18 protein-coding genes are annotated in these 17,100 nt (G+C 55.0%); 6 read left to right on the top strand and 12 right to left on the bottom strand.

Annotation, left to right across the window (positions count from 1 at the left end):
- Positions 1-105: 105 nt before the first annotated feature.
- Positions 106-1,617 carry a leucyl aminopeptidase gene (pepA, locus tag GNG26_RS19590; protein ID WP_103824940.1) on the bottom strand — a complete coding sequence of 504 codons (1,512 nt, stop codon included), beginning with the start codon at positions 1,615-1,617 and terminating at the stop codon, positions 106-108.
- A 266-nt stretch (positions 1,618-1,883) separates the two neighbouring features.
- Between pepA and lptF the strand changes: the two genes are divergently transcribed.
- From lptF to mtgA, 5 genes are all read left to right on the top strand, one after another.
- On the top strand, positions 1,884-2,984 hold the full coding sequence (lptF, locus tag GNG26_RS19585) for an LPS export ABC transporter permease LptF (RefSeq protein ID WP_103177199.1): 1,101 nt from the start codon (positions 1,884-1,886) through the stop codon (positions 2,982-2,984).
- On the top strand, positions 2,984-4,066 hold the full coding sequence (gene lptG / locus GNG26_RS19580) for an LPS export ABC transporter permease LptG (protein ID WP_103177198.1): 1,083 nt from the start codon (positions 2,984-2,986) through the stop codon (positions 4,064-4,066). The genes lptF and lptG overlap by 1 nt, the downstream gene beginning before the upstream one ends.
- Positions 4,067-4,200: 134 nt before the next feature.
- On the top strand, positions 4,201-6,534 hold the full coding sequence (gene arcB, locus GNG26_RS19575) for an aerobic respiration two-component sensor histidine kinase ArcB (RefSeq protein WP_103824939.1): 2,334 nt from the start codon (positions 4,201-4,203) through the stop codon (positions 6,532-6,534).
- Between the two features lie 231 nt (positions 6,535-6,765).
- Positions 6,766-7,419: an isoprenoid biosynthesis glyoxalase ElbB gene (gene elbB, locus GNG26_RS19570; RefSeq protein ID WP_103177196.1), complete on the top strand. Its 654-nt coding sequence runs from the start codon at positions 6,766-6,768 to the stop codon at positions 7,417-7,419.
- Complete coding sequence (mtgA, locus tag GNG26_RS19565; RefSeq protein ID WP_103824937.1) at positions 7,416-8,141, top strand: monofunctional biosynthetic peptidoglycan transglycosylase; 726 nt, start codon at positions 7,416-7,418, stop codon at positions 8,139-8,141. Before elbB ends, mtgA begins: the two co-directional genes overlap by 4 nt.
- On the opposite strand, the gene npr is transcribed toward mtgA, so the two are convergent.
- From npr to GNG26_RS19510, 11 genes are all read right to left on the bottom strand, one after another.
- Positions 8,138-8,410 carry a PTS phosphocarrier protein NPr gene (npr, locus tag GNG26_RS19560; RefSeq protein ID WP_032614489.1) on the bottom strand — a complete coding sequence of 91 codons (273 nt, stop codon included), beginning with the start codon at positions 8,408-8,410 and terminating at the stop codon, positions 8,138-8,140. The genes mtgA and npr overlap by 4 nt on opposite strands.
- The gene (gene rapZ / locus GNG26_RS19555) at positions 8,407-9,261 is read right to left on the bottom strand and encodes an RNase adapter RapZ (protein WP_032614487.1); all 855 of its coding nucleotides are present in this window, start codon (positions 9,259-9,261) and stop codon (positions 8,407-8,409) included. Before rapZ ends, npr begins: the two co-directional genes overlap by 4 nt.
- 45 nt (positions 9,262-9,306) lie before the next feature.
- Positions 9,307-9,798, bottom strand: a complete 492-nt coding sequence (ptsN, locus tag GNG26_RS19550; RefSeq protein ID WP_103177194.1) for a PTS IIA-like nitrogen regulatory protein PtsN — start codon at positions 9,796-9,798, stop codon at positions 9,307-9,309.
- A gap of 82 nt (positions 9,799-9,880) precedes the next feature.
- Complete coding sequence (gene hpf / locus GNG26_RS19545; RefSeq protein WP_103177193.1) at positions 9,881-10,168, bottom strand: ribosome hibernation promoting factor; 288 nt, start codon at positions 10,166-10,168, stop codon at positions 9,881-9,883.
- 22 nt (positions 10,169-10,190) lie between these two features.
- Positions 10,191-11,624: an RNA polymerase factor sigma-54 gene (rpoN, locus tag GNG26_RS19540; protein ID WP_103177192.1), complete on the bottom strand. Its 1,434-nt coding sequence runs from the start codon at positions 11,622-11,624 to the stop codon at positions 10,191-10,193.
- Positions 11,625-11,671: 47 nt separating this feature from the next.
- Positions 11,672-12,397: an LPS export ABC transporter ATP-binding protein gene (gene lptB / locus GNG26_RS19535; protein ID WP_103177191.1), complete on the bottom strand. Its 726-nt coding sequence runs from the start codon at positions 12,395-12,397 to the stop codon at positions 11,672-11,674.
- 6 nt (positions 12,398-12,403) lie between these two features.
- Positions 12,404-12,958 (bottom strand): lipopolysaccharide ABC transporter substrate-binding protein LptA, encoded by a 555-nt coding sequence (gene lptA / locus GNG26_RS19530; protein ID WP_103177190.1) that lies wholly within the window; start codon positions 12,956-12,958, stop codon positions 12,404-12,406.
- Positions 12,927-13,502: an LPS export ABC transporter periplasmic protein LptC gene (gene lptC, locus GNG26_RS19525; RefSeq protein ID WP_103824936.1), complete on the bottom strand. Its 576-nt coding sequence runs from the start codon at positions 13,500-13,502 to the stop codon at positions 12,927-12,929. Before lptC ends, lptA begins: the two co-directional genes overlap by 32 nt.
- Positions 13,499-14,065, bottom strand: a complete 567-nt coding sequence (kdsC, locus tag GNG26_RS19520) for a 3-deoxy-manno-octulosonate-8-phosphatase KdsC (protein ID WP_156239824.1) — start codon at positions 14,063-14,065, stop codon at positions 13,499-13,501. Before kdsC ends, lptC begins: the two co-directional genes overlap by 4 nt.
- A gap of 14 nt (positions 14,066-14,079) precedes the next feature.
- Entirely contained in the window at positions 14,080-15,066 is a 987-nt protein-coding gene (gene kdsD / locus GNG26_RS19515) for an arabinose-5-phosphate isomerase KdsD (RefSeq protein WP_103177188.1), read from the bottom strand.
- A gap of 13 nt (positions 15,067-15,079) precedes the next feature.
- Positions 15,080-16,057 (bottom strand): calcium/sodium antiporter, encoded by a 978-nt coding sequence (locus tag GNG26_RS19510; protein WP_103824934.1) that lies wholly within the window; start codon positions 16,055-16,057, stop codon positions 15,080-15,082.
- Positions 16,058-16,285: 228 nt separating this feature from the next.
- On the opposite strand from GNG26_RS19510, the gene mlaF reads away from it, so the two are divergent.
- Positions 16,286-17,098, top strand: a complete 813-nt coding sequence (mlaF, locus tag GNG26_RS19505; RefSeq protein WP_103824933.1) for a phospholipid ABC transporter ATP-binding protein MlaF — start codon at positions 16,286-16,288, stop codon at positions 17,096-17,098.
- The last annotated feature ends 2 nt before the right edge of the window (positions 17,099-17,100 follow it).

Here is a 17,100-nt window from a genome sequence, read left to right as displayed (position 1 = left end):
TGGTGACTTTAAATGCTTAAGCCCGGTGGCGCTACGCTTACCGGGCCTACGGTTTACTGCCGTTTGTAGGCCGGGTAAGGCGACGCCGCCACCCGGCATTTACCCTTACTCGTCGCCGTTAAAACCGGCGCGATTGAGCAGGAACTGCGACAGCAGAGCCACTGGACGGCCAGTTGCGCCTTTGGCTTTACCGGAGCGCCATGCGGTGCCCGCGATATCCAGGTGTGCCCAATTGTACTTGCGGGTAAAGCGCGACAGGAAGCAGCCCGCGGTGATAGCACCGCCAGGACGACCGCCGATATTCGCCATATCCGCAAAGTTAGACTCCAGCTGCTCCTGATACTCATCGCCCAGCGGCAGACGCCATGCACGATCGCCCGCCTGCTCGGAGGCACCAATCAGCTCATGCGCCAGCGGGTTGTGGTTCGACATCAGGCCGGTGATGTGGTGACCCAGGGCAATCACGCAGGCGCCGGTCAGGGTTGCTACGTCGATAACCGCTTCCGGATCGAAGCGCTCAACGTAGGTCAGCACGTCGCACAGCACCAGACGGCCTTCGGCGTCGGTGTTCAGGACTTCAACGGTCTGCCCGGACATGGTGGTAAGGACGTCACCTGGACGATAGGCGCGACCACCCGGCATGTTTTCACAGCCCGCCAGCACGCCAATCACGTTGATTGGCAGTTGCAGCTCGGCCACCATGCGCATTACGCCGTAAACCGCCGCCGCGCCGCACATGTCGTACTTCATCTCGTCCATGCCTTCGGCAGGCTTGATGGAGATACCGCCGGAGTCGAAGGTCAGGCCTTTACCCACCAGCACAATCGGACGTACGTCTTCTGCCGGGTTGCCTTTGTACTCAATGACCGACATCAGGGATTCATTTTGTGAACCGTTGCCGACGGCGAGGTAGGAGTGCATCCCCAGCTCTTTCATCTGCTGTTCGCCAATCACGCGGGTGACGACATTTTTGCTGTAGGAGTCAGCCAGCTGACGCGCCTGTGATGCAAGGTAGCCCGCGTTACAGATGTTTGGCGGCATATTGCCCAGATCTTTCGCGGCCTTGATACCGGCTGCAATAGCCAGGCCATGCTGAATGGCGCGTTCACCGCTGGTCAGCTCGCGACGGGTGGGGACGTTAAAGACCATCTTACGCAGCGGACGACGCGGTTCGCTTTTAGTGGTTTTCAGCTGATCGAAGCTGTAAAGGGTCTCTTTGGCTGTCTCAACCGCCTGGCGTACTTTCCAGTAGGTATTGCGGCCTTTGACGTGCAGTTCGGTCAGGAAGCAGACGGCCTCCATTGAGCCAGTATCATTCAGCGTATTGATGGTTTTCTGAATGACCTGTTTGTACTGGCGTTCGTCCAGCTCACGCTCCTTGCCACAGCCAATCAGCAGGATGCGCTCGGAGAGGACGTTAGGCACATGATGCAGCAGCAATGTCTGGCCCGGCTTGCCTTCCAGCTCGCCGCGGCGCAGCAGGGCGCTAATGTAGCCGTCACTGATCTTATCGAGTTGTTCGGCGATTGGAGAGAGTCTGCGGGGTTCAAACACGCCGACAACGATGCAGGCACTCCGCTGTTTCTCCGGGCTACCGCTTTTTACACTGAACTCCATGAACTACGCTCCTGAATCTTAAAGACAACAGCGGCAGCTACGGATAGAATTGAAACCTTTCGTAACTCGTACCCGCTGTTGCGGTGACTTCGTGTTAATCTTACGTTATTACGGTTTCGGCACGTCATAATAACTCCTGAAGCGCGAATCCGTCGGGTGTTCTAATCTTAGCGATGATTTCGACGACTCAAGAGAATAAATGACGTTTAAGCCATGAAACAAGCGATTTTCCTGCAAAGAGACGGGTTTTTACGGGCGTATTTAATGTGATAATCATAAGATATCTGGTGCGGGAGACGCTCAAAAGCCAGCTGGCGATACTCTTCATACTGCTTCTGATCTTTTTCTGTCAGAAACTGGTAAGGATCCTCGGCGCGGCTGTTGATGGCGAAATTCCCACAAATCTGGTGCTTTCTCTGCTTGGGCTGGGCGTGCCTGAAATGGCGCAGCTTATCCTGCCACTTAGCCTTTTCCTCGGACTGCTGATGACGCTCGGTAAACTCTATACCGAAAGTGAAATCACCGTCATGCATGCGTGCGGTCTGAGCAAAGCGGTTCTGGTTAAAGCCGCTATGCTCCTGGCGTTATTCACCGGCATCGTGGCCGCCGTAAACGTCATGTGGGCCGGTCCGGTCTCTTCTCGCCATCAGGATGAAGTGCTGGCGGAGGCGAAAGCCAACCCCGGTATGGCCGCGCTGGCCCAGGGGCAGTTCCAGCAGGCAACGGATGGTAACTCCGTGCTGTTTATCGAAAGCGTGGATGGCAACCGCTTTAACGATGTGTTCCTCGCGCAAATCCGTCCCAAGGGCAATGCCCGTCCCTCTGTCGTGGTGGCCGATTCCGGTCAGCTGGCGCAGGGGAAAGACGGTTCGCAGATTGTGACGCTGAACAAAGGCACCCGCTTTGAAGGCACGGCGCTGCTGCGTGATTTCCGCATCACTGACTTCCAGAACTATCAGGCAATTATTGGTCATCAGGCGGTTGCGCTGGATCCCAGCGATACCGAGCAGATGGACATGCGTACGCTGATCAATACCGATACCAATCGCGCCCGCGCGGAGCTGCACTGGCGAATCACGCTGGTGTTTACCGTCTTTATGATGGCGTTGATGGTGGTGCCGCTTAGCGTGGTAAACCCACGTCAGGGACGGGTGCTCTCCATGCTGCCCGCCATGCTGCTTTATCTGGTGTTCTTCCTGCTGCAAACGTCGATCAAATCGAACGGCGGCAAAGGAAAAATTGACCCGGTTATCTGGACCTGGGTAATTAACGGACTCTATCTGCTGTTGGCCGTTGCCCTCAACCTGTGGGACACCGTGCCGATGCGCCGCGTGCGGGCCCGGTTTATGCGTAAAGGAGCGGTGTAATGCAGGCGTTTGGCGTTCTTGACCGCTATATCGGTAAAACCATTTTCACCACCATCATGATGACCTTATTCATGCTGGTGTCGCTCTCCGGCATCATCAAGTTTGTGGACCAGCTGAAAAAGGCCGGGCAGGGGAGCTACGATGCCATGGGCGCGGGCATGTATACCCTGCTCAGCATTCCAAAAGATGTGCAAATCTTCTTCCCGATGGCGGCGCTGTTAGGGGCGTTGCTGGGGCTGGGGATGCTGGCGCAGCGCAGTGAGCTGGTGGTCATGCAGGCCTCCGGCTTTACCCGTATGCAGGTGGCGCTCTCCGTCATGAAAACGGCGATCCCGCTGGTATTGCTGACCATGGCGATGGGGGAGTGGGTTGCGCCACAGGGCGAACAGATGGCGCGTAACTACCGCGCGCAAATGATGTATGGCGGCTCGTTGCTCTCTACCCAGCAGGGGCTGTGGGCGAAAGATGGCAATAACTTTGTCTACATCGAACGCGTCACGGGCGATAACTCCCTCGGCGGGGTAAGCATTTACAGCTTTAACGATCAGCGTCGTCTGCAGGCGGTGCGTTACGCCGCGTCGGCCACGTTTGATACTGATAACAAGGTCTGGCGTCTGTCGCAGGTAGATGAATCAAACCTGCAGGATCCAAAACAGATCACCGGGTCGCAAACGGTCTCTGGCACATGGAAAACCAACCTGACGCCGGATAAGCTCGGTGTGGTTGCGCTGGATCCGGATGCCCTCTCCATCAGCGGCCTGTACAACTACGTGAAGTACCTGAAATCGAGCGGCCAGGATTCCGGACGTTATCAGCTCAACATGTGGAGCAAGGTCTTCCAGCCGCTCTCGGTGGCGGTAATGATGCTGATGGCGCTGTCGTTTATCTTTGGTCCGCTGCGTAGCGTCCCGATGGGGGTGCGTGTCGTGACAGGTATCAGCTTCGGCTTTGTCTTCTACGTTCTGGACCAAATCTTCGGCCCGTTGACGCTGGTGTACGGTATACCGCCGGTGATTGGCGCGCTGCTACCGAGCGCCTCCTTCTTCGTGATCAGCCTCTGGCTGCTGCTGAAGCGCTCCTGACCCCTCCCGCCTCACTTCCCTGCCCGGGAAGTGAGGCGCATCGCCTGTTTTACCCCTCACTTTTTTGCACAACCTTCAACGTCTTGCCCGGAATTTGAGTATTATTGTGCGATGACGTCGTGAAGAGATCCCTTATGAAGCAAATTCGGTTACTGGCGCAATACTATGTCGATCTGATGATGAAGCTTGGCCTGGTGCGCTTCTCCCTGTTGCTGGCGCTGGCGCTGGTGGTGCTGGCGATTGTGGTACAGATGGCCATTACCATGGTGCTCCACGGCCAGGTTGAGAGTATCGACCTTATACGTTCCATTTTCTTTGGCCTGCTGATTACGCCCTGGGCGGTCTATTTCCTCTCGGTGGTGGTTGAGCAGCTGGAGGAGTCCCGCCAGCGGTTGACCCGGCTGGTGGAAAAGCTGGAAGAGATGCGCGAGCGCGATCTGAAGCTCAATGTGCAGCTAAAAGACAACATCGCTCAGCTGAACCAGGAGATCTCAGATCGTGAAAAAGCGGAGGCTGAGCGCCAGACTACGCTGGAACAGCTGAAAATCGAAATGAAAGAGCGTGAACAGACGCAGATCCAGCTTGAACAGCAGTCTTCGTTCCTGCGCTCTTTCCTTGATGCCTCCCCAGACCTGGTTTTCTACCGCAATGAAGATAAAGAGTTTTCCGGCTGTAACCGGGCGATGGAGTTACTGACCGGTAAGAGCGAAAAACAGCTTATCAATCTGCGCCCGCAGGATGTCTACTCTCCGGAGGCGGCAGCCAAAGTTATCGAAACCGATGAGAAGGTGTTCCGTCACAACGTCTCCCTGACCTACGAGCAGTGGCTCGACTACCCGGACGGACGCAAAGCCTGCTTCGAAATCCGTAAAGTGCCGTACTACGACCGCGTCGGGAAACGTCACGGGTTGATGGGCTTCGGGCGTGATATTACCGAGCGTAAGCGCTACCAGGATGCGCTGGAGCGCGCAAGCCGGGATAAAACGACCTTTATCTCCACCATCAGCCATGAACTGCGTACTCCGCTTAACGGTATCGTCGGGTTAAGCCGCATTCTGCTCGACACCGAACTGACGGCCGAGCAGGAGAAATATCTTAAAACCATCCATGTCTCGGCGGTCACGCTCGGCAATATCTTCAACGATATTATTGATATGGATAAGATGGAGCGGCGCAAAGTCCAGCTGGATAACCAGCCGGTGGACTTCACCAGCTTCCTGGCCGATCTGGAAAACCTCTCTGGTCTGCAGGCGCAGCAGAAAGGGCTACGCTTTGTGATGGAGCCAACCCTGCCGCTGCCGCATAAGGTGGTGACCGACGGTACGCGCCTGCGCCAGATCCTGTGGAACTTAATCAGTAACGCGGTCAAATTCACCCAGAGTGGTCAGGTGGCGGTTCGCGTGCGCTACGGCGAGGGGGAGATGCTGCACTTCGAGGTGGAAGATTCCGGGATCGGGATCCCGCAGGAGGAGCAGGACAAAATCTTCGCCATGTATTACCAGGTTAAAGACAGCCACGGGGGCAAACCCGCTACCGGGACCGGCATCGGTCTGGCGGTATCGCGCCGTCTGGCGAAGAGCATGGGCGGTGATATCACGGTGACCAGCAACCCTGGGCACGGCTCTGTCTTTAAACTCAGCGTTCGGGCCCCGGCAGTGGCGGAAGAGGTCGAAGACACCTTTGCCCATGACGACATGCCGCTGCCTGCCCTGCATGTGCTGCTGGTGGAAGATATCGAGCTGAACGTGATTGTCGCGCGCTCGGTGCTGGAGAAACTGGGCAGCAGCGTGGACGTCGCCATGACCGGTAAAGCCGCGCTGGAGATGTTCACGCCGGGCGAATATGACCTGGTGCTGCTGGACATTCAGTTGCCGGACATGACCGGGCTGGATATCTCGCGCGAGCTGACGAGCCGTTACGCCAGCGACGAACTGCCGCCGCTGGTGGCGCTGACCGCCAACGTGCTGAAAGACAAAAAAGAGTACCTGGATGCTGGTATGGACGATGTACTGAGCAAACCGCTGGCGGTACCCGCCTTAACCGCCATGATCAAGAAGTTCTGGGACACCTGTGACGAAGAGGAGAGCACCATGACGAAGGTAGATACAGAGAAAGCGCAGTCTTTGCTGGATATCGACATGCTCGAGCAGTACATCGATCTGGTTGGTCCGAAGTTGATTACCGATGGCCTGGCGATCTTCGAGAAGATGATGCCGGGCTATTTAAACGTGCTTGAGTCAAACCTGACGGCGCGGGATAAGAAAGGCATCGTTGAAGAAGGCCACAAAATCAAAGGTGCGGCTGGATCGGTGGGTTTGCGTCATCTGCAGCAGCTTGGTCAGCAGATTCAGTCTCCGGATTTACCCGCGTGGGAAGATAACGTGGGTGAATGGGTTGAGGAGATGAAGCAGGAGTGGCAGAACGATGTGGCCGTGCTGAAAGCCTGGGTGGAGAGCAGAAAAAAATGACCCCGGTAGACCGGGGTGCGCGAATACTGCGCCAACACCAGGGAAATCTTGGCTGCGCCTGAATAGAAATAGTTTTTTTCGTAAATGGCGTAGCCGGAAACTTTAGGCTGCACGCAGTTAAGATAGCAAATCTTAAATACGTTGTTACATGAATCAGTTAAATGTGTGAAGCATACCGTTTTAATCAGAATCTTTAATGTGCATTTAGCATTTTTCGAGAGGGATCCCAGGATGAAAAAGGTTGGCGTGGTACTGAGCGGGTGTGGTGTTTACGATGGTTCTGAAATTCATGAAGCTGTTTTGACGCTACTGGCTCTGGCGCGTAACGGCGCCGAAGCGGTCTGCTTCGCCCCGGATAAAACCCAGGTCGACGTGATCAACCACCTGACCGGCGAAACGATGGCCGAAAGCCGTAACGTCCTGATTGAGGCCGCACGGATTGCCCGTGGACAGGTTCGTCCGCTCAGCGAGGCCCGGGCCACCGAGCTGGACGCGCTGATTGTGCCGGGCGGTTTTGGCGCGGCAAAAAACCTGAGCGATTTTGCCGCCCAGGGAAGTGGTTGCCGGGTAGACAGTGATTTAAAAGCGCTGGCGCTGCAGATGCATGAAGCTGGTAAACCGTTGGGCTTTATCTGTATCGCCCCTGCGATGCTGCCAGCCATTTTTGATATGCCGCTGCGCCTGACCATCGGCACGGATATTGATACCGCTGAGGCTATCGAGGATATGGGCGGTGAGCATATCCCCTGCCCGGTGGATGATATTGTGGTCGACGAAGAGAACAGGATCGTCACCACACCCGCTTACATGCTGGCACAAACTATTGCGGAAGCGGCGACGGGCATTGAGAAGCTGGTCACCCGCGTACTGGTGCTCGCTGCATGAAGTTAAGACGTCCGAAAGCGGGTTGGTTAAGACGGATCGTCATTCGCATTCTGTTGATTATGGCGGTTTTCTGGGGTGGGGGTATCGCCCTGTTCAGCTTTCTGCCGGTGCCATTTTCAGCGGTAATGGTTGAACGTCAGGTGAGCAACTGGCTGAGCGGTAATTTCAGCTACTTTGCGCACTCTGACTGGGTGAGTATGGATGAGATCTCCCCCTGGATGGGGCTCGCCGTGATTGCCGCCGAAGATCAAAAATTCCCTCAGCACTGGGGGTTTGACGTCGGGGCGATCGAGAAGGCGCTAGCGCATAACGAGCGCAACGAGAGCCGTATCCGCGGAGCATCCACGCTTTCTCAGCAGACGGCGAAAAACCTGTTTTTATGGGACGGTCGCAGCTGGGTGAGAAAGGGCTTTGAAGCCGGGCTGACGCTGGGTATCGAAACGGTGTGGAGTAAGAAACGGATCCTGACGGTATATCTCAATATCGCGGAATTTGGCGAAGGGATATTTGGGGTCGAAGCCGCGGCGCAGCGCTATTTCAACAAACCTGCAAGCCGTCTGACAGCGTCGGAGGCCGCGCTGCTGGCGGCTGTGTTACCGAACCCGATTCGCTTTAAGGCCAGTGCGCCATCAGGCTATGTACGTAGCCGTCAGGCGTGGATCCTGCGCCAGATGCGCCAGCTCGGTGGGGAAGGATTTATGCAGGCCAATAAGCTGCATTAATCTTCATCAAACCCGGCGTTGAACAGCGCAATGACCGCTGCCAGCGCCTCCACTTCCTGCGGGCCGGTGGCTTCAATTTCAATCTGACGGCCCTTTGCCGAATCCAGCATCAGCAGAGCGATGACGCTGTTGGCTTCGGCTTCGGTGCCTTCGTCGTTACGCAGCAGAACTTCCGCGTCAAATCCCTGCATCAGTTCAAATAACTTCATCGCCGGGCGGGCATGCATGCCCAGCTTGTTGGTGATTTCAACGGTCTGCTTTACGGTCATGTTTTACGTTTTTCCAGCGTACGATGACGGGACTGCACGTTTTTACCGCGCGAGCGGAAATAGTCAGCCAGTTGCTCAGCAATATAGACCGAACGGTGTTTACCCCCGGTACAACCAATCGCCACCGTCAGATAGCTGCGATTGTTTGTCTCCAGCATCGGCAACCAGAGTTCAAGATAGCTGCGCGTCTGATAGATAAAGTTATGCACTTCCGTATGTCTGTCAAGGAAGGCTGCGACCGGCTTATCCAGGCCGGTCATCGGGCGCAGCTTCGGATCCCAGTGCGGGTTCGGTAAGAAGCGCACGTCAAACACGTAGTCCGCATCAATAGGAATGCCGTGCTTAAAGCCGAACGATTCAAAGACCATCGTCAGCTCGCGTTCGCGTTTACCCAGCAGACGGGTGCGCAGCATCTCCGCCAGCTCATGGACCGACATCTCTGAGGTATCGACGATCAGATCGGCGCGCGAGCGCAGCGGCTCCAGCAGATCGCTCTCCTGGTCAATGGCACTTTCCAGCGACAGATTTTTACTGGAGAGCGGATGCAAACGGCGGGTGTCACTGTAGCGACGAATCAACGTATTGCGGTCGGCATCAAGGAACAGCAGCTGAGGTGAAAAGGCCTCTGGCAGATTGCTCATCGCCTGCTCAAAGATCTCCGGCGATTCAGGCATATTACGCACGTCGATGCTGACTGCCGCAGAGATCTGCCGATCCGCCAGCGAACGGGCCAGCTCGGGCAGAAGCACCACCGGCAGGTTATCCACGCAGTAAAAGCCCATATCTTCCAGCGCGCGCAGGGCGACCGATTTCCCGGAGCCCGAACGCCCGCTGACGATCATCAGCACCATGTACCGTTTCTCCTCAGGACCACAGATGTTAAAGCCATCACCCGATTACGCCTCATCCTGATTGCCTTCCGTTTCTGTAATAATTTGATAGAGCTCTTCGTCGCTCTGCGCCGCGCGTAAACGACGACAGATGGTTTTATCCGCCAGACGTTTAGCCACCAGCGAGAGCGTATGCAGATGCGTTTTGGTCTGGTCGGCTGGCACCAGCAGGGCAAACAGCAAATCGACCGGCTGGTTATCAATGGCATCGAAGGCGATAGGTGTTTCCAGTTGAACAAACACCCCTACAGCGCGCAGAGTATCCTCTTCCAGTTTGCCATGTGGAATGGCGATGCCGTTACCGATGCCGGTACTGCCCATTTTTTCGCGGGTGAGGATCGCTTCAAAGACCACTTGTGGCGCCAGGCTCAGCTGTTTTGCGGCCAGTTCACTGATGATCTCCAGCGCACGTTTTTTGCTCTGGCAGTGAACGGCACTGCGGGTACATTCCTGATTAAGGACACTGCTCAGTTGTAGAGTGGAATCGTTATTCATCATAATTTCACCTAAGCGCTAACTGTACAAAGGGCCCGTTGTGTTTCACAACAGGCCATCCTGCACCCGTTAACTGCCCGGACAATTAGTGTTGTTTCAGTTTGTCTTTATGTTTGTTTAGCTGTCGTGCCAGCTTGTCAATCAAGCCGTCGATAGCCGCGTACATGTCCTGCCCTTCCGCACTGGCATGGATTTCGCCCCCGTTGACGTGCAAGGTAGCATCCGAGATATGAGTCACTTTTTCCACTTTTAACACAACATAGACCTGGTTGATCCTCTCGAAATACTGCTCGAGCTTAGCGAACTTGGTATTCACAAATTCACGCAGGGATTCAGTGATTTCGACATTGTGTCCTGTGATGTTGAGCTGCATAGTGTCTTCCTTATCGGTTGTGTCAGACCAGTTGTTTACGCTGGTTTGACGGCGGAATGGATAAAGACTCTCGATACTTCGCAACAGTGCGGCGTGCCACCATGATACCTTGTTCGGACAGCATGGTGGTCAACTTACTGTCACTCAGCGGTTTCGCGGGGTTTTCCGCGGCGATCAATTTTTTCACCAGCGCCCGGATGGCCGTCGACGAGGCTTCGCCGCCGCCTTCGGTGTTGACATGGCTGGAGAAAAAATACTTAAGCTCAAAAATACCACGCGGACTGTGCAGATACTTCTGCGTCGTCACGCGAGAAATGGTCGACTCATGCATCTCGACGGCCTGGGCGATATCCGCCAGCACCATCGGTTTCATAAACTCTTCACCCTGCTCAAAAAACGCCTGCTGCTGCTCGACGATGCAGCGGCTGACGCGAAGCAGTGTATCATTGCGGCTCTCAAGGCTTTTGATTAGCCAGCGGGCTTCCTGCAGATTACTGCGGATAAACTGGTTATCCGAGTCGTTGCGCGAGCTGGTGCACATTGAGGCGTATTGCTGATTGATTTGCAGGCGGGGAATGCTGTCGGAATTCAGCTCGACGGTCCACAGGCCGTTATGCTTGCGCACCAGCACATCGGGAATGACATACTCCGGCTCGCTGGTCTGGATAGATTGCCCCGGGCGCGGATCCAGAGACTGAATCAGGTTGACCGCCTCTTTCAGGATCTCCTCTTTCAGCCGCGTGACGCGCATCAGTGAGCGGAAATCGTGGTTGGCAAGCAGATCCAGATGTTCGCTGATGATAAGCCGGGCCTCTTCCAGCCACGGGGTCTCTTTAACAAACTGCGAAAGCTGAATGAGCAGGCAGTCACGGAGATCTCTCGCGGCAACGCCAATCGGGTCAAAGCGCTGAACGCGTTTCAGGACCGCTTCGACCTCTTCAAGCTCAATCTCGTCATCGCCTATGCTCTCCAGAATATCGTCCAGCGACACGGTCAGGTAACCGGTCTCATCCACGGCATCCACAATGGAGGTGGCGATGGCGCGATCGGTATCGGAGAACGGTGTCAGCTCCACCTGCCACATCAGGTAATCCTGCAGTGACTGGGTGGTTTCGCCCTGATAGACCGGCAGCTCGTCATCCTGGTAGTCTGCGCGCGTACCGGATGGCGTGCCGGCGGTGTAGATCTCATCCCAGCTGGCATCGAGAGGGAGCTCGTCGGGCATCTCTTTTTGCTCAAGGGCATCAACCGTGTCGAGGGTCTCGTTATCCTGGCTTTGTTGCGTTTCTACCTCATCGTGAAGATCGGTTTGCTCGAGCAGGGGGTTACTTTCCAGCGCTTGCTGGAGCTCCTGCTGCAGTTCCAGCGTCGACAGTTGCAACAGACGAATAGCCTGTTGTAACTGCGGCGTCATTGCCAGCTGTTGGCTGAGCCTTAATTGCAAACCTTGCTTCATGTTCAGAGCATTTTTCTCCGTTTACGCGAGTCTTAACTTCTACCCTATCAGAGTCTGAAGTCTTCCCCAAGATACACGCGCTTAACATGATCGTCTTCGAGGATCTGCTGCGGGGTACCGTGGGCGATGAGGTGGCCCTGGCTGACGATATAGGCACGCTCACACACCGCCAGCGTCTCACGTACGTTGTGGTCGGTAATGAGAACCCCGAGGCCACTGTCGCGCAGATGCTCAATAATACGTTTGATATCGATAACCGAAATGGGGTCAACGCCCGCAAACGGTTCATCGAGCAGAATAAATTTCGGATTAGCCGCCAGCGCGCGGGCAATTTCCACACGGCGGCGTTCACCGCCGGAGAGCGCCTGGCCCATGCTGTCGCGCAGGTGTTCGATATGGAACTCTTCCATCAGCTCGTTGGCGCGATCCTGACGCTGTTCGGCAGTCAGATCATCGCGGATCTGCAGCACCGCCATCAGGTTATCGAAAACGCTCAGACGACGGAAAATTGAGGCTTCCTGCGGCAGATAACCGATCCCGCGGCGCGCACGGGCGTGCAGGGGCAGCAGGCTGATATCTTCTTCATCAATAATGATGTTACCCGCGTCGCGCGGAACAATGCCCACCACCATATAAAAGGTGGTGGTTTTACCTGCACCGTTAGGACCCAACAGGCCGACAATCTCGCCGGAGTTGACGGTCAAACTGACATCTTCCACGACGCGGCGGCCCTTATAGGCTTTGGCGAGATTCTTTGCAGTTAATGTTGCCATAACGAATTAGTTACTCTTTTTCTGTGCCGGGGCCTGATTGCTATTTTTGTCCTGCAGCTGCGATGGAACCAGTACGGTGGTCACGCGTTTGCCTTTCTCGCTGAAGGCCTGCATTTTCTGCTCTTTGACCAGGTAGGTGATCTTGTCGCCCTTGATGTTGCTGTCGAGCTGCTCCAGGTACGCATTACCGGTAAGAACAACGAAATCTTTCGCCAGCTCGTAGTGCATCTGGGAGGCGTGGCCTTTTACCGGCTTGCCGTTATCCTGCATCTGATAGAAGGTGGCCGGGTTGCCGTAGCCATCGATAATCTCTTTCCCGTCCTCACCGCCAGGACGCGTCACCACCACTTTGTCGGCATTAATTTTGATGGTGCCCTGAGTCACGACCACGTTGCCGGTAAAGGTCACCACGTTGCCTTGCATATCGAGTGATTGCGTATCAGATTCGATATGAATCGGCTGCTCGGTATCACCCGTCACAGCAAGCGCAGGCAGGCTAAGGGCCAGCAGGGCGCTGGCTATAACACAATTAAGGCTGAGTTTGTTTGTTTTGAATTTCATAAGAGGTTCTAACCTTTTCAATCAGCTCTGCGTTCTTGCTGCGTAAGTTCCCGCGCATTCTCAGACCGCTGGAATTAAATGTTGTGCCGTATAACGTGACCAGATCCTGCGATGTTACATCCTGAGTCACAAGGTTTATCTGTGCGTTATCGGTCGTGATTTTGCGCAACTGCGCATCTGCGGTCAGCGCATTCACTTCAACATGGCCATACAGATAAAGCATACGGTCATTCGTCAGTTTTGCCCGATCTGCTTTAATCGACCATGTCGGAATTTTATCGGTATCAAACGTGGTCATCACCGGTTGAGTAAACCATGAGACGCCCTGTTCGGAAAAATACTCAACGTGCTGAGCGATAAGGCGGTAATTCAGCGCCCCTTCCGGGCTGTAAACGACGGTATCGCTGTGATCGCTTTTATACGTTGGATCGTTGGTGTTGACCGTCGGCGCTTGTTCGTCGTCCCGGTCAGCGAGATTCACGCCAATCAGTACCAGTACGACAAGCGTTAGCAGAATAATAACCCAACGTCTGGTTTTACTCATATCGATTGCCCTTTGGCCTCATCAAGCTTACCTTGCGCCAGCAGTAACAGGTCGCAGACTTCTCGTACTGCGCCACGGCCACCGTTAATCCGGGTGACATAGTCAGCGCGTGGGATCAAAAGCGGATAGGCATCGGCCACGGCGATGCTAAGTCCCACTTCTGCCATCACTGGCCAGTCAATAAGATCGTCTCCGACATAGGCAACGTTTTCCGGGGCGATGGCAAGTTTACCAAGTAAGTCCCTGAAAGCGACCATCTTATCGGATTGCCCCTGATAGAGATGGGTAATGCCCAGCGTTTCGCACCGATCTTCTACCAGTTTAGCCTTACGTCCGGTGATGATGGCAACTTCTATGCCAGATGTCAGGGCACAGCGAATCCCGTAGCCATCACGCACGTTGAAGGCTTTCAGCTCTTCACCATTATTGCCCATATAAATCAGGCCGTCTGACAGCACGCCATCCACATCCAGGATCAGCAGGCGAATTTTCTCGGCCTGCGACATCATCTGCGCGCTTACCGGGCCATAACAGGTTGCAAGGGATGCACCCGTATTAATCATTGTCTTATCCTTCATTACACTACGCCTGCGCGCAAAAGATCATGCATATGTACCACACCCAGTAACTGGTCGCCATCGGCAACCATAACGGAGGTGATATGGCGGGACTGCATCAGGTTCAGTACCTCAACGGCCAGCGTGCCGGGACGCACCCGAATACCGCCTGAGGTCATCACATCGGCGATACCCAGCTTACGGACATCCACACCCATATCGAACACGCGACGGAGATCCCCGTCGGTAAAGATACCCTCAATCTTCATCTGATCGTTGCAGATGACGGTCATCCCCAGGTTTTTACGGGTAATTTCCAGCAGCGCATCGCGCAGGGAGGCCTCTTTGCTGACGTGCGGAATTTCATCCCCCGTATGCATAATATCATTTACGCGCAGCAGCAGTTTACGTCCCAGCGCACCGCCCGGATGGGAGAGGGCAAAATCTTCGGCGGTAAAGCCGCGCGCTTCAAGCAGGGCGACAGCCAGCGCATCACCCATAACCAGTGCGGCAGTGGTGCTGGAGGTCGGCGCCAGCCCCAGGGGACAGGCTTCTTTTGGCACTTTAACGCACAGGTGGATATCTGCGGCGCGCGCCATGCTGCTCTCCGGACGGCTGGTAATACAGATCAGGGGAACGTGCAGGCGTTTCAGGACCGGGATCAGCGCCAGGATCTCATTCGATTCGCCCGAGTTGGATAACGCGATGACGATATCCTGTGACGAAACCATACCCAGATCGCCATGCGCCGCTTCGCCGGGATGGACGAAAAACGCTTTCGTGCCGGTACTGGCGAAGGTTGCTGCCATTTTACGGCCAATATGGCCAGATTTACCCATCCCCATCACCACGACTTTGCCAGGACAGTGGAAAAGTTTTTCGCACGCCAGGCTAAAGTCCTGATTAATGTATTGATCTAACTGCGCCAGACCTTCACGTTCAATCTCCAGAACCTCTTTTCCTGCTTTCTGAAAGTCAAAACCCGGCTGCAATTCTATTTGCGACATAATGCGTTTCCGTTTACCCAGAGAGAAGCGGCGAGAGCCAGTACAGCATCGCCATCCATACGACAAATCCCACCGTCAGCAGCGCACCGGCGCCCTGACCAATCTGCCTTTTTCGCCGCCAGCAGAGCAGGGCGAAGATTACGCTGACTAAGACCATCACCCCGTAATCGCGGCTGAACGCGAGCGGATTAAACGCGCCAGGGGCAATCAGGGCAGGCAGGCCAAGCACGATAGCAACATTAAAAATATTCGAGCCGATGATATTGCCAATCGCCATGTCATCTTCACCCTTACGCGCCCCGGCGATAGCCGTTGCGAGCTCAGGCAAACTGGTACCAATGGCAATCACCGTCAGGCCGATGGTTAACTCGCTCATGGCGAAATAGTTGGCCAGAACCGTAGCGTTATCTACAATCATCTGCGTCGCCATGGGCATGATGATTAACGCCACGCCCAGCCAGAGCAGCGCGACGGGTAAGTTCCCCTCACGCGGCAGCTCTGCCACCTGTTCGCGGGTCAACGTGTCACTGCCTTGCTTTTCTGCCGCCCGGGCAAGCTTCACGATATAAAACAGCCAGATGACCGCCAGCGCCAGCAGAAAAATGCCATCGCTGAGGGTTAACTGCCCGTCATATAACACATAACCCGCCAGCAGGCTGACAATTAACATTAGCGGTAATTCACGCCGCAGAACATCAGAATGCACGCGAAAAGGATGCAGTAGCGCAGCAAGGCCCAGGATGAGCAAGATATTGACGATATTGGAGCCAATAGCCGTTCCGACCGCAAGATCAACCTGATCGTGCATTGAGGCGGCCGCAGAGACGATGATCTCCGGCAGGGAAGTGCCCACGCTGACCACCGTCATCCCAATAATCAGGGGGGGAACACCTAACAAACGGCAGAGGATTGAAGCGGAGAACACCAGACGGTCGGCACTGTAGACCACCAAAAGTAAACCAATTATTAACAGTGCCGTTGCAAGAAGCATCAAAAGTCCTTTCTTCAGGTATACTCGCCGGTCCACTGAGAAAAAATCTCTGCCGCTGCATACTGTCTGTAGATGTAACGAATCCTAATTTTGACTTTATGCGCTGTAAAAGTAAAACAAATGCCAGCTTTCGCTTACCTGCAGAGGTAATATTCTGTAAAAATGTTGGGTTTGCGGCGAAATCAGGCATCAAGCTGATCCTGAACCGGCAACAGAAAGGAAATGTACATGAGCCTGAATGAGGCGAATATAGTCGATGTCCGTGGCGTCAGCTTCACGCGCAGCAGCCGGGTCATTTTTGACAACATCTCTCTCACCGTGCCCCGCGGTAAAATTACCGCCATCATGGGCCCCTCCGGCATTGGTAAAACAACGCTGTTACGCCTGATTGGAGGGCAAATTCCGCCAAGCCAGGGCGAGATCCTTTTTGATGGCGAAAATATTCCGGCAATGTCACGCTCGCGCCTCTATACCGTGCGTAAACGCATGAGCATGCTGTTCCAGTCCGGGGCGCTATTTACTGACATGAATGTCTTCGATAATGTCGCCTACCCGCTGCGTGAGCATACGCAGCTGCCCCCGGCGCTGCTGAAAAGCACCGTAATGATGAAGCTTGAGGCTGTGGGGCTGCGTGGCGCGGCGAAGCTGATGCCTTCCGAACTCTCTGGCGGTATGGCCCGCCGTGCGGCGCTGGCGCGCGCGATTGCGCTGGAACCCGATTTGATCATGTTCGATGAGCCCTTTGTCGGGCAGGACCCAATCACCATGGGCGTGTTGGTCAAACTGATCTCTGAGCTGAACAGCGCGCTGGGCGTAACCTGTATTGTGGTATCTCATGACGTACCGGAAGTGCTGAGCATTGCCGACTACGCCTATATCGTGGCGGATAAAAAAATTGTGGCGCACGGTAGCGCCCAATCATTGCAGACCAACAGCGATGCGCGAGTCCGTCAGTTCCTCGACGGCATTGCAGATGGCCCCGTGCCGTTCCGTTATCCTGCGGGTGATTATCATAAAGATCTATTGGGAATAGGGAGTTAAGC

This window comes from Leclercia sp. J807 (assembly GCF_009734465.1).
GTDB lineage: Bacteria > Pseudomonadota > Gammaproteobacteria > Enterobacterales > Enterobacteriaceae > Enterobacter.
Note: the sequence above shows the minus strand (reverse complement) of the source record. Positions and strands in the feature narration are given on the sequence as shown.

What these genes read in the sequence shown, in the direction of transcription:
- lptB (WP_103177191.1), bottom strand. Translation starts at nt 12,397, where the DNA reads ATGGCAACATTAACTGCAAAGAATCTCGCCAAAGCCTATAAGGGCCGC.
- kdsD (WP_103177188.1), bottom strand. Translation starts at nt 15,066, where the DNA reads ATGTCGCAAATAGAATTGCAGCCGGGTTTTGACTTTCAGAAAGCAGGA.
- GNG26_RS19510 (WP_103824934.1), bottom strand. Translation starts at nt 16,057, where the DNA reads ATGCTTCTTGCAACGGCACTGTTAATAATTGGTTTACTTTTGGTGGTC.
- lptA (WP_103177190.1), bottom strand. Translation starts at nt 12,958, where the DNA reads ATGAAATTCAAAACAAACAAACTCAGCCTTAATTGTGTTATAGCCAGC.
- lptG (WP_103177198.1), top strand. Translation starts at nt 2,984, where the DNA reads ATGCAGGCGTTTGGCGTTCTTGACCGCTATATCGGTAAAACCATTTTC.
- rapZ (WP_032614487.1), bottom strand. Translation starts at nt 9,261, where the DNA reads ATGGTGCTGATGATCGTCAGCGGGCGTTCGGGCTCCGGGAAATCGGTC.
- lptC (WP_103824936.1), bottom strand. Translation starts at nt 13,502, where the DNA reads ATGAGTAAAACCAGACGTTGGGTTATTATTCTGCTAACGCTTGTCGTA.
- mtgA (WP_103824937.1), top strand. Translation starts at nt 7,416, where the DNA reads ATGAAGTTAAGACGTCCGAAAGCGGGTTGGTTAAGACGGATCGTCATT.
- pepA (WP_103824940.1), bottom strand. Translation starts at nt 1,617, where the DNA reads ATGGAGTTCAGTGTAAAAAGCGGTAGCCCGGAGAAACAGCGGAGTGCC.
- npr (WP_032614489.1), bottom strand. Translation starts at nt 8,410, where the DNA reads ATGACCGTAAAGCAGACCGTTGAAATCACCAACAAGCTGGGCATGCAT.
- kdsC (WP_156239824.1), bottom strand. Translation starts at nt 14,065, where the DNA reads ATGATTAATACGGGTGCATCCCTTGCAACCTGTTATGGCCCGGTAAGC.
- elbB (WP_103177196.1), top strand. Translation starts at nt 6,766, where the DNA reads ATGAAAAAGGTTGGCGTGGTACTGAGCGGGTGTGGTGTTTACGATGGT.
- arcB (WP_103824939.1), top strand. Translation starts at nt 4,201, where the DNA reads ATGAAGCAAATTCGGTTACTGGCGCAATACTATGTCGATCTGATGATG.
- hpf (WP_103177193.1), bottom strand. Translation starts at nt 10,168, where the DNA reads ATGCAGCTCAACATCACAGGACACAATGTCGAAATCACTGAATCCCTG.
- ptsN (WP_103177194.1), bottom strand. Translation starts at nt 9,798, where the DNA reads ATGATGAATAACGATTCCACTCTACAACTGAGCAGTGTCCTTAATCAG.
- rpoN (WP_103177192.1), bottom strand. Translation starts at nt 11,624, where the DNA reads ATGAAGCAAGGTTTGCAATTAAGGCTCAGCCAACAGCTGGCAATGACG.
- mlaF (WP_103824933.1), top strand. Translation starts at nt 16,286, where the DNA reads ATGAGCCTGAATGAGGCGAATATAGTCGATGTCCGTGGCGTCAGCTTC.